The organism is Brevibacillus nigriterrae (assembly GCF_049846925.1).
Lineage (GTDB): Bacteria > Bacillota > Bacilli > Brevibacillales > Brevibacillaceae > Brevibacillus_H.
Genome location: NZ_JBNCMT010000048.1, coordinates 1 through 15,517, shown reverse-complemented (window position 1 = coordinate 15,517; position 15,517 = coordinate 1). Strand labels below are relative to the sequence as shown.

At 45.2% G+C, this 15,517-nt stretch carries 20 protein-coding genes and 1 rRNA gene; all 21 read left to right on the top strand.

Translation table 11 applies throughout. The features are described from left to right. Positions 1-6 precede the first annotated feature (6 nt). Positions 7-165, top strand: a complete 159-nt coding sequence (locus ACPW7N_RS24460; protein ID WP_425654232.1) for a hypothetical protein — start codon at positions 7-9, stop codon at positions 163-165. 19 nt (positions 166-184) lie between these two features. Continuing rightward, positions 185-385 carry a hypothetical protein gene (locus ACPW7N_RS24455; protein ID WP_425654230.1) on the top strand — a complete coding sequence of 67 codons (201 nt, stop codon included), beginning with the start codon at positions 185-187 and terminating at the stop codon, positions 383-385. A gap of 177 nt (positions 386-562) precedes the next feature. Then, positions 563-973 (top strand): hypothetical protein, encoded by a 411-nt coding sequence (locus ACPW7N_RS24450; protein WP_425654227.1) that lies wholly within the window; start codon positions 563-565, stop codon positions 971-973. A 26-nt stretch (positions 974-999) separates the two neighbouring features. Next, positions 1,000-1,155: a hypothetical protein gene (locus ACPW7N_RS24445; protein ID WP_425654224.1), complete on the top strand. Its 156-nt coding sequence runs from the start codon at positions 1,000-1,002 to the stop codon at positions 1,153-1,155. Then, positions 1,152-1,568 (top strand): hypothetical protein, encoded by a 417-nt coding sequence (locus ACPW7N_RS24440; RefSeq protein ID WP_425654222.1) that lies wholly within the window; start codon positions 1,152-1,154, stop codon positions 1,566-1,568. The genes ACPW7N_RS24445 and ACPW7N_RS24440 overlap by 4 nt, the downstream gene beginning before the upstream one ends. A 75-nt stretch (positions 1,569-1,643) precedes the next feature. Then, a complete protein-coding gene (locus ACPW7N_RS24435) occupies positions 1,644-2,198 on the top strand; it encodes a hypothetical protein (protein WP_425654220.1) in 555 nt (184 codons plus the stop codon). 231 nt (positions 2,199-2,429) lie between these two features. Then, a complete protein-coding gene (locus ACPW7N_RS24430) occupies positions 2,430-3,374 on the top strand; it encodes a sigma-70 family RNA polymerase sigma factor (RefSeq protein WP_425654218.1) in 945 nt (314 codons plus the stop codon). A 145-nt stretch (positions 3,375-3,519) separates the two neighbouring features. Next, positions 3,520-4,395 carry an Hsp33 family molecular chaperone HslO gene (gene hslO / locus ACPW7N_RS24425; protein ID WP_425654216.1) on the top strand — a complete coding sequence of 292 codons (876 nt, stop codon included), beginning with the start codon at positions 3,520-3,522 and terminating at the stop codon, positions 4,393-4,395. A gap of 27 nt (positions 4,396-4,422) precedes the next feature. Further along, complete coding sequence (locus ACPW7N_RS24420) at positions 4,423-5,316, top strand: peptidyl-prolyl cis-trans isomerase (protein ID WP_425654214.1); 894 nt, start codon at positions 4,423-4,425, stop codon at positions 5,314-5,316. A 73-nt stretch (positions 5,317-5,389) separates the two neighbouring features. Then, positions 5,390-6,322, top strand: coding sequence for a cysteine synthase A (gene cysK / locus ACPW7N_RS24415; RefSeq protein ID WP_425654211.1), 933 nt, complete (start codon positions 5,390-5,392; stop codon positions 6,320-6,322). Between the two features lie 93 nt (positions 6,323-6,415). Then, entirely contained in the window at positions 6,416-7,924 is a 1,509-nt protein-coding gene (trpE, locus tag ACPW7N_RS24410) for an anthranilate synthase component I (RefSeq protein ID WP_425654271.1), read from the top strand. Further along, positions 7,921-8,505: an aminodeoxychorismate/anthranilate synthase component II gene (pabA, locus tag ACPW7N_RS24405; RefSeq protein ID WP_425654209.1), complete on the top strand. Its 585-nt coding sequence runs from the start codon at positions 7,921-7,923 to the stop codon at positions 8,503-8,505. The genes trpE and pabA overlap by 4 nt, the downstream gene beginning before the upstream one ends. Before the next feature lie 98 nt (positions 8,506-8,603). Then, a complete protein-coding gene (gene pabC / locus ACPW7N_RS24400) occupies positions 8,604-9,449 on the top strand; it encodes an aminodeoxychorismate lyase (protein ID WP_425654206.1) in 846 nt (281 codons plus the stop codon). A gap of 404 nt (positions 9,450-9,853) precedes the next feature. After that, positions 9,854-10,714, top strand: coding sequence for a dihydropteroate synthase (gene folP / locus ACPW7N_RS24395; RefSeq protein WP_425654268.1), 861 nt, complete (start codon positions 9,854-9,856; stop codon positions 10,712-10,714). Beyond that, positions 10,707-11,072 carry a dihydroneopterin aldolase gene (gene folB / locus ACPW7N_RS24390; RefSeq protein WP_425654204.1) on the top strand — a complete coding sequence of 122 codons (366 nt, stop codon included), beginning with the start codon at positions 10,707-10,709 and terminating at the stop codon, positions 11,070-11,072. The genes folP and folB overlap by 8 nt, the downstream gene beginning before the upstream one ends. Before the next feature lie 6 nt (positions 11,073-11,078). Then, positions 11,079-11,606 (top strand): 2-amino-4-hydroxy-6-hydroxymethyldihydropteridine diphosphokinase, encoded by a 528-nt coding sequence (gene folK, locus ACPW7N_RS24385; protein ID WP_425654201.1) that lies wholly within the window; start codon positions 11,079-11,081, stop codon positions 11,604-11,606. Continuing rightward, positions 11,558-11,770: a helix-turn-helix domain-containing protein gene (locus ACPW7N_RS24380; RefSeq protein WP_425654198.1), complete on the top strand. Its 213-nt coding sequence runs from the start codon at positions 11,558-11,560 to the stop codon at positions 11,768-11,770. Before folK ends, ACPW7N_RS24380 begins: the two co-directional genes overlap by 49 nt. Positions 11,771-11,810: 40 nt before the next feature. Next, positions 11,811-12,839 (top strand): tRNA dihydrouridine synthase DusB, encoded by a 1,029-nt coding sequence (gene dusB / locus ACPW7N_RS24375; RefSeq protein ID WP_425654197.1) that lies wholly within the window; start codon positions 11,811-11,813, stop codon positions 12,837-12,839. Between the two features lie 209 nt (positions 12,840-13,048). Then, positions 13,049-13,525: a transcription elongation factor GreA gene (gene greA, locus ACPW7N_RS24370; RefSeq protein WP_425654196.1), complete on the top strand. Its 477-nt coding sequence runs from the start codon at positions 13,049-13,051 to the stop codon at positions 13,523-13,525. A gap of 75 nt (positions 13,526-13,600) precedes the next feature. Then, complete coding sequence (gene lysS, locus ACPW7N_RS24365; protein ID WP_425654194.1) at positions 13,601-15,121, top strand: lysine--tRNA ligase; 1,521 nt, start codon at positions 13,601-13,603, stop codon at positions 15,119-15,121. A 325-nt stretch (positions 15,122-15,446) separates the two neighbouring features. Next, positions 15,447-15,517 (top strand): 16S ribosomal RNA (locus ACPW7N_RS24360); the annotation flags it as partial.

The window sequence follows — 15,517 nt, the reverse complement described above, 5'->3', positions numbered from 1 at the left end:
GTCTCTGTGACAAAGTTATTTGCCATAATAGCTTGTCTTGTTTTTTCATTAGGAATCGTTGTCGCCAGCGTGGGAACCTTGAATCATTCTGTTACGAAGGACGGTGGATTAAGGGATCGCACAGTAACCTGGATTGAGAACTCAGTTCCTCAACAAACAAAGTAAAATCTGGAGAGTGATTGCAATGTCGAAAATGTTTTTCATTTTTTTAGCGTGTGTCATGGTTTTAGGTATCGGAGTAAGCTCCTACGGCAATGAACTAAGCCCTTCTGCAACAAACTCTGCACAGCATATTGATACTTCTGTTTCTTCGCTCAATTACGATACGTCTAACGAAACCATTCGATTTACGACTCAGAACGGCACTACCTATACAAGCAACTAGCATGTCGAATCATCTGACATTATTGCTGGTCACAGCATTCGTTGGGAGTTTGTGTTCAGTACTTTGGGCGTTATCTCCTGAAGAAAACGTAAAGATTTCTCAAGAAACAAGGATCAATCAGGCTACACACATGATCTATCATTGATCACTCCGAGCGGTCATTATTGAAAGGATCCCATGATAAAACTAAAGGTCTTCCTGCTATGTTTAACCGTTATTTTTGCCGTGTTTTCTATGGTTGTCTGTATAGAGATGGTTACTCTCGAGCGGGCCATTGCGAGAGGAGTGTACCAGGATATCATGGACGACATGCAGGATATTGGATATTTGGACGGTCAACTCGCATCCTACTACGCTAACAAGATGTCTGAATTAGGCTGGGTAGGGCAGAATGGGGATTTTTACGCTGGTACCTGGCCAAGAGAGGCAGCGTCACGTTCCTATAAAGAAAGAAACGATCTTGTGTCCCTCTCGTTGACGATTCGCCCTTCAAGGATTTCGCAATGGGCTCAGCTTTTGTTTGGAGATGAACCGGTGTTTCGTTTTAACGGGAGCCGTCCTTCCGAGTATTTCGATTCCGGATGGTAGCTGGAATCGGTTTTTGAGGTGGTCGCTTGAATAAAATAATAACCATTCTTGCAGTAATGGTGATGGTGCTTCCTTTATCAGTAACAATCCTCTTTAGTGGTCAGGACAATCTTCTGGATACAAGCTCGGGATATTTCAACCAGATTTTACAACATGTCATGAGCTTGGGAACAACTCCATGAGTCAACTTATTACTACTATTCTTAGTGTCCTTCTCCTTCTCAGTGTTCCGCTAGGGGTTGTGCAAATCCATAATGGAATACAACTGAAAGGTGAGTTGATGGAACTAAGCTTTGCTGCAACCAAATACGTGAATAACCATGGAGGAAGAAGCGAAGCGGATGTACGATATGCCGTACAGCAATTCATTTCGCAGGAATTGTCCAGCAAATCATACCACCTGACTCTTTCCGATCTAGCAATAACGATTCAAAGAGTAAACCCGTCCAATCCGAATGTGTGGAGCCACGAAGATGAGTTCATACTGACAATGCAAATGAAAATTCCATTTATTTCTCACCTTATTCCGATAGGGACGAAGCCGATAGAGGTAAAACGTACAGGGACCGTCCAGATGATGGATTATGACTTATAGTGTGAAGAGGTTGGAGAATAGGGAGAGGATATTACGGGAATTCAGATTTTAACGATATCTGCGACCCTTCTTTTCTTGCTGTTTGGCATAACAACCGTTGATGCCGATCTTACCCTGCAAAGAAAACAGGAAGTAAAGGCATTGTTGGAGCTAGCCAATCAAAATGCTACATTCGCCATCGATCAGGAGTTAAAGACAGAAGGCATTATCGAACTGAATGAAGATGAGGCCCTTACCCGGTTTGTCAAACGGATGGAGCAAAACGGAAAATACCGATTACAAGGAAAAGTGTTTTCACCATTGAAGGGAAGTATCACTTCTGACCCAATTCCTTTTGTTCATTACTATGTTAATTTTGAAAATTGGCGAAGGGATCTCAACCTTCTGATCAAGTATGACAACAATCAGTTAACCATCCAGCAAGCGACTTTTGGGTATCAACCGAATCCTTCTGGTGGGCTTCTAACCATCTCTGTTCAAGAGGAAAATGGACAGCTTGTTTCATTAACTCCGAAACGGATGGTGGGGCCATCATTAGTCGTTGTCGCCTACATCAAAGATCGAGCGCTCACTTCATTTCTTCCCCAGCACAAATTCCCCGTAGCAAGTGTAGAAGAATTAAAATGGTAAGATCTCATTCCATATCATCCCCTCTGTCCCATGTTCACAAGGGACTTTTTCTTTTTTCTTCTATATTAATTGGACAAAATCCCAACAGATGGTCACCCTTCCAGTAAAAACACTTCAAATGTTCCGTAAATATTCTGTAAACAGGAAGGAATCACCCCCCGTTTGTCGAAATACGCTAGTAAAGAAATAACTGAATATTTATTTCTATCTCCCAAGAAGTGAGGGTTGCAAATGACAGTGAGTACCTCCTCTTTCCAAGGTTGTCCCCGTCGTTGGCGGGAAGTTGAAAGACAATTAGGGATTGTCGTTCCGAAATCTCTTCGAACTGACACATCCGCCTTGTTGTTCCTGGAAAGCGTCGCTGCAACACCCATGTTAGACAGAGAAGAAGAAATGCATTGCCTGACCCGTTATCAGCAAGAGAACGATCTGCAAGCGCGTGAAAAGTTAGTTCAAGCTTATTTGAGATATGTCGTCAGTACGGCCCTTCGTCATTTAAAAAAGGGGATGCCGTTTCTTGATTTGATTCAAGAAGGAACATTTGGGTTGTTTACAGCCATCGAAAAATTCGACATAAATCGAGGCGTCCGTCTTTACCACTACTCCCATTGGTGGATTTCGCAAGCCATTACACGTGCCATCAGTGATAAAGGCCGTCTGATTCGGATCCCTGTTCACATGCATGAACAAATCCGCCAGTATCAAAAAGAGGTACTGAAACAGGCGCACTCCCTCGGTCGTTATCCCGAGCGTCATGAAATCGCTGACGCACTGGATATCAATGTTGATAAAGTCGAGATTATTGAATATGCGCTTATGATGAAGACCGAATCTTTTGACGAGCTGCCGTTTGAAGAGTACGACGAAGCGAATCGAGGAGAGGAATCTCTCAGTTATGCTGAAATTGTGGACGATGGAGAATCATCGTTGGACGATTGGATCGAGAAAGTGGACTTACGCCAGCAAGTCTTCAATGCATTAGGCCGATTGAATCCTAGAGCACAGGAAATTATTGCCATGCGATACGGGTTGTACAATGATCAGGTGTATACGTTAGAGGAAGTGGGGAAAATCTTCGGCCTCACCCGAGAGCGTATTCGCCAGATTGAAGCGACGACGATTGACCGCCTGCGCAAACAGAAGAACTCCAAAGCGTTGATGGAGTATCTATCATAAAAATTCGACACAACCAGTTAGTAACCGTACGAATTGTCGTACGGTTTTTCTTATGTCCGACAGCTTTCTCGGGGGCGTTTAGTTGTTTTGCCGTATCAAAACATGTATTTTAGGTATGTGCATGTACATTTAAGGAGGAAACAACATGAGTGATTATTTGATCAGAGCGATGGGCTATGGTGGTCATGTCCGAGCATTCGCTGCCCGTACGACCGAGATTACCGAAGAGCTGCGTCGTCGTCACGATACATGGAACACCGCAACTGCGGCGATGGGAAGAACCCTTTCGCTTACGATTATGATGGGGGCAATGCTCAAGGGAGATGAGCGGATTTCTGTCAAAATCAAAGGTGGCGGCCCGATCGGTCAGATCGTTGCCGAAGCCAATGCAGATGGGGAAGGCCGAGCATACGTCACCAATCCCCATGTTCATTTTGAGTTAAATGATATTGGCAAGCTGGATGTTACGAGAGCAGTAGGTACAGACGGATTTTTGTATGTGACCAAGGACTTGGGGCTGCGTGAACCTTATCAAGGAAGTGTGCCGATCGTCTCCGGTGAAATTGGTGAAGACTTCGCCTATTACTTTACCGTCTCAGAACAAACGCCATCTGCTGTAGGGGTAGGCGTACTGGTGCATCCGGATGAACGCTATGTACTTGCTGCGGGAGGGTTCATTCTTCAGTTGCTGCCGGGAACGCCAGAAGATGTAATTGAAAAAATCGAACAGCGCCTGGCCGGTTTGCCACAAGTGTCACGCATGATCGGGGAAGGATTGACTCCTGAACAAATCCTTGAGAAGGTGCTGGACGATTCGAAAATACTGAGCAAAACCGACATTACTTTTACTTGTACCTGCTCACAGGAAAAAGTAGAAGGCATGCTGATGGGGCTTGGAAAAGAAGAGCTGCAAAGTATGATTAACGAACAAGGTGAGGCGGAAATCCACTGCCATTTTTGCAATGAACGCTATCATTTGAACAAAGAGGAACTCCAGCAAATTCTTGACGATTTGGAATAACCAGATATACAAGGAGAGGGAGATAAAGTGAATAACGTCCGGGTGTTATGGGGAATGATCGGGGGATTAATCCTGCTGCTAGCTGTCATCAGTTGGTCCTGGTACAAAGAGATGGGTCATGTTCAAACCATGGCTGTCGTCGGAGGTCAGGCAATATCGGAATCTGATTGGGTCAATGAATTGAAGCAAAAACACGGTCAGCGAGTCCTTACCGAGATGATCAACCACCTGGTAGTACTCCAAGAGGCCAAACGCTTACGTGTCGAAGTGGATGAGAACCAAGTCCAAGCGGAAATGGACAAGTTGGCAGCGAGCTATGGAGGGGAACAGCATTTTGATGATGCTCTGAAAAAAGAAGCGGGCACCAGCAAGCAAGAGGTATTGGAAGAAGTTCGTTATCATATGCTGTTGGAGGAAATCGCAACCAAAGACATCGTCATCGATGACAAAGAGATGCGCAGCTACTACGATTCCCATTCCGAAGAATTCAATTATCCTCCTCGTGCCCACCTCTCCATCATTACGATTGCTTCAATGGAAGAAGCGGAACAAGTGAGAAACGAGTTGAATCAGGGAGCCAATTTTTCGACACTTGCCAAAGAACGCTCGATTGATTCTCTCACCGCAGGAAATGGTGGAGATATGGGATGGATCTCTCTCAAGGATGAATCCGTTCCAGCTACGATTCGTGAGGAAGCTGAGTCCTTGTCCGTAGGAAAATACAGTAATCCCCTGTCTGTTGATGAAGGATTTGCCATCATTCGTCTAGAGGATTTTAAAAAACCCGTTCAGGTTTCCTATGAAGATGCGAAAGAGCAAATTCGCCGACAGATGGCTCTTGCACAGGTTTCTTTAGACGAGGTCCTCGCCCGGTTAAAGCAAGGAGCAGGGGTTACGATTGGTTCTGAAAACTCTCATTGACGTTTTTTTCCGATCTTTGTTATAATACCTATAAAACCTAGTATTTTACTCGGTATTCGGGAGGCGGAATAGAATGCGTGTGGCTCAGTCGATTACAGACCTGATTGGAAATACACCTTTGGTTAAGCTAAATCGAATCGTTGGAGAAGATTCAGCAGATATTTATCTCAAACTTGAATTTTTCAACCCGGGCAGCAGTGTAAAGGATCGAATTGCTTTGGCGATGATTGAAGACGCTGAGAAAAATGGGATTTTGAAACCGGGAGATACGATTATTGAGCCTACGAGTGGCAACACAGGTATCGGTCTTGCGATGGTTGCAGCAGCAAAAGGCTATCGTGCGATCCTTGTTATGCCAGAGACAATGAGTATTGAACGCCGCAACTTACTTCGTGCTTATGGAGCAGAGCTTGTACTGACTCCTGGAGCAGAAGGAATGGGCGGAGCGATTCGTAAGGCGGAAGAGATTGCCAAGGAAAACCCGGCCTATTTCATTCCTCAACAGTTTAACAACCCGGCGAATCCTCAGGTTCACCGTGAGACAACTGGACGTGAACTGCTCGCTCAAGCAAAAGAAATCGGCGGCATTGATGCTCTCATTTCCGGTGTAGGAACAGGTGGTACGGTAACAGGTGCAGGACAAGTGTTGAAAGAAGAGTATCCGAACATTCACATTGTGGCTGTAGAACCAACTGCTTCACCAGTTCTTTCCGGTGGGAAACCAGGTCCACATAAAATTCAGGGAATCGGTGCAGGATTCGTACCTTCCATCCTTGATACACAGATTTATGATGAGATCATTCAAATTGAGAACGAGGACGCTTTTGAAACGGCACGTCAAGTTGCACGTCTGGAAGGTATTCTGGGGGGAATTTCTTCCGGGGCAGCGATATCCGCAGCACTCAAAGTAGCACGTAAGCTTGGAAAAGGGAAAAAAGTCGTTGCCGTCATTCCAAGCAACGGTGAGCGTTATCTCTCCACTCCTTTATACAATTTCGAAGACTAAATCTAAGCAACCACCAGATTATCGAGATGTCTGGTGGTTTTTATTATGATATGCTAGATAACAGTATACTACAGCGGAGTGTGAATACAGTTGATTCAGCCTAGCTTTGCAGAACTCCAAGCTTATCTTGATAAATACACCCATATCCCACTATCGGTTCGTACTACATGGACACCAGAGATTGATCCGTTTGTAGTCATGCAAACGCTGTCAAAAACGCTGGCTGGTGCTGTTCTGTTAGAGAGCGGGAGAGCAGGGCGCTACAGTTATCTGGCATATGAACCGGTTGCAACTATCACAAGTAAGGGCTTGACCACGACTATTTGTCTCAAGGAAAGCCAGGAGACGGTTGAGCAACAGAATCCGTTACATGTGCTCAGGACCTTTATGCAAAAGTACGCTACACCTCGAATACCAAATCTACCGGATTTCACCGGAGGGGCAGTCGGGTACCTGAGCTATGATTTGAATGAGTACTTTGAGCCGACTGTTGCCAATGATGCGGTTGATGACTTACTGCTGCCAGATCTGTATGTTATGATATACCATAACGTGATTGTCTTTGACCATGAGACGAGAGAAATCATCTGCATCCGCCACATACCTGTAAACACATTGACCAACGAAGTGTATGAGCAAACAGCGAAGTCACTAGAGGATTTGCTTCAAAGCATCCAATCGATTCAATCTTCACAGAGCGACACCGATTGGGAAGCACTTCGGAAAATGCCTCTGTCCTCTATGCAACCCGTTGAAGTCTCCTTTGCCAAGAAAGATTTCGAGCAGGCGGTTGACCGAGTGAAGGAGTACATTTCAGCAGGCGATGTCTTTCAGGTCAATCTTTCGGTTAGACAGACCAAACCACTGGAAGTTGGACCGACAGAGGTATATGACGTGTTGCGACAGTTGAATCCTTCTCCCTATATGGGCTATCTACATTTCGATGAGTTCCAGTTGGTTAGCGCATCACCTGAGCTCTTGGTAAAGGTGAAAAATCGTGAAGTTAGCACGAGGCCAATTGCTGGAACACGTCCAAGAGGGCGTAATGACGAGGAAGATCAATTGCTTGCGCAAGAACTGATTGACAACGAGAAGGAACGAGCAGAGCACGTGATGCTGGTTGATTTGGAGCGAAATGATCTGGGGCGTGTTTGCCGATACGGAAGTGTAGAGGTTAGTGAGTTCATGGTGATTGAGCGGTATTCGCATGTCATGCATATCGTCTCTCATGTGAAAGGTGAGCTTGCTGATGAAAAAGATGCTTACGATGCGGTGGAAGCGGCTTTCCCTGGAGGTACGATTACAGGTGCTCCGAAAATCAGGACGATGCAGATCATTGGAGAGCTTGAGCCTGTGAAGCGTGGCATCTATACCGGATCAATCGGATGGTTTGATTTTAATGGTGACGTAGAGTTGAATATCGCCATACGGACCATGGTTGTCAAAGACCAGCAGGCGCATGTGCAAGCAGGGGCAGGAATCGTCATTGATTCCAACCCGGAGGCAGAGTATTTCGAGTCTTTGAAGAAGGCAGAAGCGTTATGGAAAGCGTTGGAGTTGAGCCAGAACAGAATGAAGAGTATGGAGGAGAGCCGAGCATGATTTTGATGATTGATAACTACGATTCGTTTACGTACAATCTTGTACAATTCGTTGGAGAGTTAGGGGAAGAATTACAAGTTTACCGCAACGATAAAATCTCCATTGAAGAGATTGAACGACTGCAGCCCGACTACTTGATGATTTCACCGGGGCCGTGCACACCGAATGAAGCGGGAATCAGCATGGAGGCGATTCGCCATTTTGCAGGCAAAATTCCCATCCTGGGTGTTTGTCTGGGACATCAGTCGATTGGACAGGTATTTGGCGGGAAGGTCATTCGAGCAGAGCGGTTGATGCACGGGAAAACGTCGGAGGTGCTTCACGATGGGAAAACACTCTTCCGGGACATCCCTTCACCTTTTACTGCGGCCCGATACCACTCCTTAATCGTGCAAGAAGAGCTGCTGCCGGGTGTGTTAGAGGTTTCTGCCCGCACAGCAGATGGTGAGATTATGGCGATTCGCCATCGGGAGTACGCGATTGAGGGAGTGCAATTCCATCCCGAATCGATCATTACGGAGCATGGAAAGAAATTATTGAAGAACTTCCTCACCTCCTATGCGAAGGAAAAAACGAACTAGTTTACGATAGCAGGTTAATTGAAAATCCGACCACTCGAGAGATCGAGTGGTTTTTGCACATAACGACTCAGATTCGATTTTGTTTAGGAGAGAAATACATGATTGTTTATGTGAATGGAGAACTTGTTCCAGTTGAGCAAGCACAGTTATCAGTGATGGATCATGGTTTTTTATACGGGATCGGACTGTTTGAGACGATGCGAGTGTACAACGAGAATATTTTTTTGTGGGAAGAGCATTGCCATCGGTTGATGGAGAGCCTGACTCATGTGCGCATCAATGGGAACTGGACAAAAGACGAACTAAGGGAAGCAGTCCAATGTACGCTCAGTGCAAATCATCTTCGGGATGCGTATGTTCGATTAAGCGTGACAGCGGGGAATGAGGGGATTGGCTTACAGGGAAACGGGTATAACGAGCCTTCATTATTTGTTTTTGCAAAGCCAGTAGCTCCTATTGTAATTCCTCCTGTACCCAAGAAACTGCAAATCGTCTCGATTCCACGTCAAACAATGGAAGGAACAATTCGTTTTAAATCGCATAACTATCTGAACAATGCGCTGGCTAAGCTGGAAGTGGGGAATGATCCTTCGGTGGAAGGGTTGTTTTTGACTCAAGATGGGTACATTTGTGAAGGAGTGGTCAGTAACATTTTTTGGGTAAAGGATGAGGTTTTGTATACACCTGCCCCCTCAACTGGCATGCTGAACGGGATTACTCGCAACCATGTATTGTCATTGGCTGATCGACTGGAAATCAGATGGCAAGAAGGTGCCTATCAGTTGGAAGACCTTTTTGCGGCAGAGGAAGTGTTCGTCACCAATTCCATTCAAGAAATCGTTCCCGTCTCGACAATCAATCACAAGGCAATACCAATCGTATACGGACAAAAATCACACAAACTGCATGCCGCATACCGTCAGTCTGTAGAATTGTCTGGATGATTATGGTATGCTATCGACAACAAAAATGAGTGTTTTCACATAAAACAAGGAGCATCGATATGAGCAAGTACAGACCTTATTTGATTCATGCCGACGACCAGGAAAGCATCCGTAGAGAGATGAACAAGATTGGCTCCGATCCCAGTGGAATTACTTTGATGGCACCAAAGGGAGAGACGTTGCTAATTCGCGTATCAAATGTATCGCTCAAGGCAGCTAATATATTAAAACAGGAAATGTTGGCACGTGGGGGAGATGCTGCCGTACATAAGCAAGTGTCCATGCTTTCAATTGAAGACTCCGATGTCCTGTTGGTTGGCACCAGGAGGCAGTTTCGGGATGTGCTCAGGAAGCTTCGTGGTCAGCCGTTCGGATTAAAAAAACTGGGGACGGAAATAGAACAGTTGTTACAGCAAAACGAGGTTCTGCGAAAGCGAAAAGAACTTTCCTGTGGCTCCCATACCTTGCCTCTTGGCCAAAGAACATTAATTATGGGGATTTTGAATGTAACCCCAGATTCTTTCTCAGATGGCGGTCGTTACAATGACACGCACCGAGCCGTTGCCCATGCCAAGGAGCTTATTCAAGCTGGCGCAGACATCATTGACATTGGCGGTGAGTCAACCCGCCCCGGTTTCGCCCCTGTAGAGGTTGAGGAAGAGCTGAAGCGGGTCCTGCCGATTGTATCCGCCGTAGCAAAGGAATGTAATGTTCCCATTTCCATTGATACCTATAAAGCAGAAGTAGCCAAGCAGGCAATCGAGGCAGGTGCCCACATTATTAATGATGTATGGGGAGCCAAGCGAGATCCTGACATGGCGAAAGTAGCTGCCGAATATAAAGTACCCATTATTCTGATGCATAATCGTGACAATATGGATTACGCTGACTTTTTTCGGGATTTCATTGGTGACTTGTATGAGTCGATTCAAATTTCACTCGATGCAGGTGTGACACAAGATCAGATTATCCTTGATCCAGGTATAGGGTTTGCCAAAACATTGGATCAGAATCTGGAGACAATGAGACGTCTGGATGATCTCGTTGCCCTTGGGTACCCTGTATTGCTCGGAACCTCACGCAAATCAATGATCGGCAAAGTACTGGATTTGCCCGTTGAGGAAAGAGTAGAGGGAACTGCTGCAACCTGTGCCTTGGGTATTGCAAAAGGGTGCCAAATTGTCCGGGTCCATGATGTTCTTGAGATGAAACGGGTTGCACAAATGATGGATGCGATGCTGCAAGGAGGTAAACATCATGGATAAGCTTTATTTCAACCGAATGTCTTTCTATGGGTACCACGGCGTATTTGAGGCGGAAGCTCAGTTAGGCCAGCGCTTTATCATCGATCTGGAGCTTTCACTGGATTTGGCTAAGGCAGGTAAAAGCGACAATCTGCAGGATACTGTTAACTACGCCGAGATTTTTGAGCAGGTGCGTCAGATTGTAGAAAATGAGCGCTATCAACTGATTGAAGCGGTAGCTTCTCAAATTGCCGATCGACTGCTTGACCAATTTCCGATCCATGAGGCTAAAGTCAAAGTAACTAAACCCACTCCGCCGATCAATGGTCACTATGACTCCGTAGCCGTTGAAATGGTACGGACCTCACAGAAAGGATAATAGCAGATGGCCGTTCAGGTTTTGCTTGCACTTGGAACGAATCTAGATGATCGGGAAAAGAATCTGATTCAAGCAATCGATGCCTTGCATGGTGTTCCCGGGATCAGTGTGTTGGCTATGTCGAATGTTTATGAAACAGAACCAGTTGGATATGTTGATCAGCCGGCATTTTTGAATATGGTCGTGAAGGTTGAGACAACGTTAGACCCAGAAACATTGCTGGAAAACACGCTTCGAATTGAGCAGGAGCTTGGGCGTATCCGTACCGTACGCTGGGGTCCTCGTCTGATTGATATTGATATTTTGTTCTATGGTTCCAAACAGGTGAATACACCTGACTTGCAGATACCGCACCCTTCCCTTGTCGATCGTGCCTTTGTTCTGGTTCCACTGCGTGATCTATGGGGAGAAGAGACTTTGCCTGTTTTTAACCGTACGATTCAGTACTTTATTGAAAAAACGGATGATCACAAGGGGGTAAAACAATGGGGGACGCTCGACTGGGCAACAGAATCAGGGCCTTCCGCAAGTTAAAGGGGTATACCCAACAATCATTTGCACAAGAAATGGGTGTTTCACTTGCTTTCGTCGGTTCTCTTGAACGGGGAACAAAAGCACCTACAGAACCTATCTTGCGAAGAGTCGCCAGTACTTTACAAGTTGATTATGAAGAATTATGTGCTATAAATAATAGATAGTTATTGGACTGTTTTTCTTGGAAGGAGGAAGTGAAAGCAAGTGAAGATCGGCAACATTGAACTGAAGAACAACGTTGTGCTTGCACCTATGGCAGGAGTATGCAATCCTGCTTTTCGATTGATTGCCAAAGAGTTTGGAACAGGCCTTGTCTGTGCCGAGATGGTGAGCGATAAAGGGATCATCCATGGCAATAAAAAGACAATGGATATGCTGTTCGTCGATGAGCGAGAGAAACCGTTAAGCCTGCAGATTTTTGGTGGAGATAAGGAGACGCTTGTACAAGCGGCAAAATTTGTCTCAGAACACTCCAATGCTGACATTATAGATATCAATATGGGATGTCCTGTTCCGAAAATTGTAAGTTGTGATGCTGGCGCCCGATTGTTGCTTGACCCTGATAAAATCTATGAGGTTGTAGCCTCCGTGGTTGATGCCGTCGATAAACCGGTTACTGTCAAAATGCGCCTCGGCTGGGATGAGCAGCACCTTTATGCGATTGAAAACGCACAGGCTGTCGAGCGAGCAGGTGGTCAAGCAGTTTCCGTGCACGGGCGGACACGTGTCCAAATGTACAAGGGCAAGGCGGATTGGGACTGGATTCGTCGTGTAAAGGAAGCGGTGAATATCCCTGTAATCGGCAATGGTGATGTAGCTTCACCGGAAGATGCGAAGCGCATGCTGGATACGACCGGGTGTGACGGGGTCATGATTGGACGTGCTGCGTTGGGGAACCCGTGGATGTTGTATCGCACGGTACAATACCTTACAACAGGGGAGCTTCCACAGGATCCAACACCTCGTGAGAAAATTGAGATCTGTCTGCTGCATGCAGATCGGTTAATTGCTTTGAAAGGCCCACGGGTTGGAGTGCTCGAGATGCGTAAACACGCTGCCTGGTATCTGAAAGGATTGCCTGGCTCGACACATACCAAGAATATTATCAATCAAGTGGAGACGGAGGAAGAATTGCGTTCTGCCTTGCTCCAATACGTTGACTGGTATGAGGCCCATGGGAATTATGAAGGTTATGAGGAAAAAGAAGAGGCTGAAGAAATTGTCAACTATTAATTAATACCCAAACATTGACAACCATTTCTTCATACCCTATAATACCTCGTATTATTACTGTGTTGAAGCTGCCAGAAAATCTGGCAGCTTTCCCTATGAATCATGAAGGAACTGGTTTTCGGCTGTATAAAGGGCAATTCATCTACATATAATCCTTTGTACTTTTGTGCCTGGGATTACGAAATTTCTTATAACGGGGGAATTGAGATATGTCTGAAAAAGAAGTTATTCTCACACCTGATGGGTTGAAAAAGTTGGAGCAAGAGCTCGAAGATTTGAAAACGGTTAAACGCAAAGAAGTAGCTGCCCGAATTAAAGAAGCAATCAGCTTTGGTGATATTAGTGAGAACTCTGAATATGAGGAAGCAAAGAATGAGCAGGCGTTTATTGAAGGACGTGTTCTCACACTTGAAAAAATGCTCCGAAATGCTCGGATTATCACAAATGATGAAGTGGATACAGGTAAAGTGAGCGTAGGCTCAACTGTACGCGTAAAAGACTTGGAGTACGGCGACGTTGTGGAATATACCATTGTAGGTTCGGCTGAGTCTGACCCGATGAATAACAAGATCTCCAATGAATCTCCAGTAGGTCAAGCGCTGTTAGGCAAGTCAAAAGGTACTGTCGTAGATGTACACGTACCTGCAGGCGTAATCCAATACGAAATTCTCGATATTAATCTATAATGTAAATTGTTGGCGTATCCGTTTCAATCGGGTACGCCCTAGTGCTATATAGAAACATAAGGAGTGAAAGGTACAATGGCAAGTGAAGACAATCTGCAAACGGAACAAGAACAGCAAGAAGGGTTACATGAACTTTTGCAGGTTCGACACGATAAGATGAACCAATTCCGTGAATGGGGCATTGATCCATTCGGGCAAAAGTTTGTGCAATCTCACCATACAATCGATGTTATTTCTGCTTATAACGGATTGTCCAAGGAAGAGCTGGAAGCAAATCATCATGAGGTTTCCTTGGCTGGTCGTTTGATGGCCAAGCGTGAAATGGGTAAAGCCAGCTTTGCACAGTTGCTGGATAGAAGTGGTCAAATTCAAATCTACGTACGCCAGGACACCATTGGCGAAGATGCTTATAAAATTTTTGACCTGGCTGACATCGGGGACTTGGTGGGTGTCTCAGGAGTTGTGTTTAAAACCAAAACAGGAGAACTTAGCGTAAAGGTAAAAGAATTTACCTTCCTTTCCAAGTCGCTTCGTCCACTTCCTGAGAAATATCACGGTCTAAAAGACGTAGAGACTCGCTATCGTAAGCGTTACGTCGATTTGATTGTGAACCCGGAAGTGCGTGACACGTTTATTACCCGCAGTAAAATTCTGACGTCTATGCGTCGTTACTTGGATAGCTTGGGTTATCTTGAAGTGGAAACTCCTACACTACATGCAATTGCAGGTGGTGCTTCGGCTCGTCCGTTTATCACGCATCACAATGCATTGGACATGCAGTTGTTTATGCGTATTGCCATAGAGCTTCATCTCAAACGCCTGATCGTTGGTGGACTTGAGAAGGTATATGAAATCGGTCGTGTCTATCGTAATGAGGGTATTTCTACTCGTCACAATCCTGAATTCACGATGATTGAGTTGTATGAGGCTTATGCAGATTACCAAGATATCATGAAGCTTACCGAAGAGATGGTTGCCCATATTGCAAAAGAAGTGTTGGGTACGACGAAGATTCAATATCAGGGAAATGAGATTGACTTGACACCGCAATGGCGTCGTGTTCATATGGTTGATTTGATCAAGGAGCACGTTGGGGTCGACTTCTGGCGTGAGATGAGTGATGACGAAGCTCGTGCGCTGGCAAAAGAGCATGGAGTAACTGTTGAGCCACATCACACATTCGGTCATGTAGTTAATGAATTCTTCGAGCAAAAGATCGAAGAGACATTAATTCAACCTACGTTTGTTTATGGACATCCGGTTGCTATTTCTCCATTGGCGAAAAAGAACGATCAGGATCCTCGCTTCACTGACCGCTTCGAATTGTTCATTGTTGCGAGAGAACATGCGAATGCGTTTACTGAGTTAAATGATCCGATTGACCAGCGTCAACGCTTTGAAGCACAGTTATTAGAAAAAGCGGCAGGTAATGACGAAGCTCATGAAATGGATGATGACTTTATTGAGGCACTCGAATATGGCATGCCGCCAACCGGTGGTTTGGGTATCGGGATTGACCGTTTGGTTATGCTTCTTACAGACTCTCCTTCCATTCGAGATGTCCTGCTCTTCCCGTTGATGCGCGACAGAGACTAATTGATTGATGGAAAAACCGACCTGAATTGGTCGGTTTTTTTGATTGATTGACCTTTCTCAAAATGCTATAGTTAGGAGGTTCATTTTTGACGAGGTGAAATTTACGAAACACAAGTAGTAATTTCCACTTGATCCGAATTAGGCGATATGTTATATTAATCAAGTCGCTGTTGAACATTTAAAAAACTGTTGACATACAATTCTTAATTTGATATTATTTAAGAGTTGTTGAAAAATGCTCTTTGAAAACTGAACAATAAAGCGTTTTATAGTGAATCAAACACTAGCCAAGCAACATGTTTTGCAGTTTAGAATCAACTCAACTTTATTGGAGAGTTTGATCCTGGCTCAGGACGAACGCTGGCGGCGTGCCTAATACATGCAAGTCGAGCGAGG

Coding starts and splice junctions, on each gene's coding strand:
- cysK (WP_425654211.1), top strand. CDS start 5,390: ATGCGTGTGGCTCAGTCGATTACAGACCTGATTGGAAATACACCTTTG.
- ACPW7N_RS24440 (WP_425654222.1), top strand. CDS start 1,152: ATGAGTCAACTTATTACTACTATTCTTAGTGTCCTTCTCCTTCTCAGT.
- ACPW7N_RS24450 (WP_425654227.1), top strand. CDS start 563: ATGATAAAACTAAAGGTCTTCCTGCTATGTTTAACCGTTATTTTTGCC.
- lysS (WP_425654194.1), top strand. CDS start 13,601: ATGGCAAGTGAAGACAATCTGCAAACGGAACAAGAACAGCAAGAAGGG.
- folK (WP_425654201.1), top strand. CDS start 11,079: ATGGCCGTTCAGGTTTTGCTTGCACTTGGAACGAATCTAGATGATCGG.
- ACPW7N_RS24455 (WP_425654230.1), top strand. CDS start 185: ATGTCGAAAATGTTTTTCATTTTTTTAGCGTGTGTCATGGTTTTAGGT.
- pabA (WP_425654209.1), top strand. CDS start 7,921: ATGATTTTGATGATTGATAACTACGATTCGTTTACGTACAATCTTGTA.
- hslO (WP_425654216.1), top strand. CDS start 3,520: ATGAGTGATTATTTGATCAGAGCGATGGGCTATGGTGGTCATGTCCGA.
- greA (WP_425654196.1), top strand. CDS start 13,049: ATGTCTGAAAAAGAAGTTATTCTCACACCTGATGGGTTGAAAAAGTTG.
- ACPW7N_RS24430 (WP_425654218.1), top strand. CDS start 2,430: ATGACAGTGAGTACCTCCTCTTTCCAAGGTTGTCCCCGTCGTTGGCGG.
- pabC (WP_425654206.1), top strand. CDS start 8,604: ATGATTGTTTATGTGAATGGAGAACTTGTTCCAGTTGAGCAAGCACAG.
- folB (WP_425654204.1), top strand. CDS start 10,707: ATGGATAAGCTTTATTTCAACCGAATGTCTTTCTATGGGTACCACGGC.
- ACPW7N_RS24380 (WP_425654198.1), top strand. CDS start 11,558: ATGGGGGACGCTCGACTGGGCAACAGAATCAGGGCCTTCCGCAAGTTA.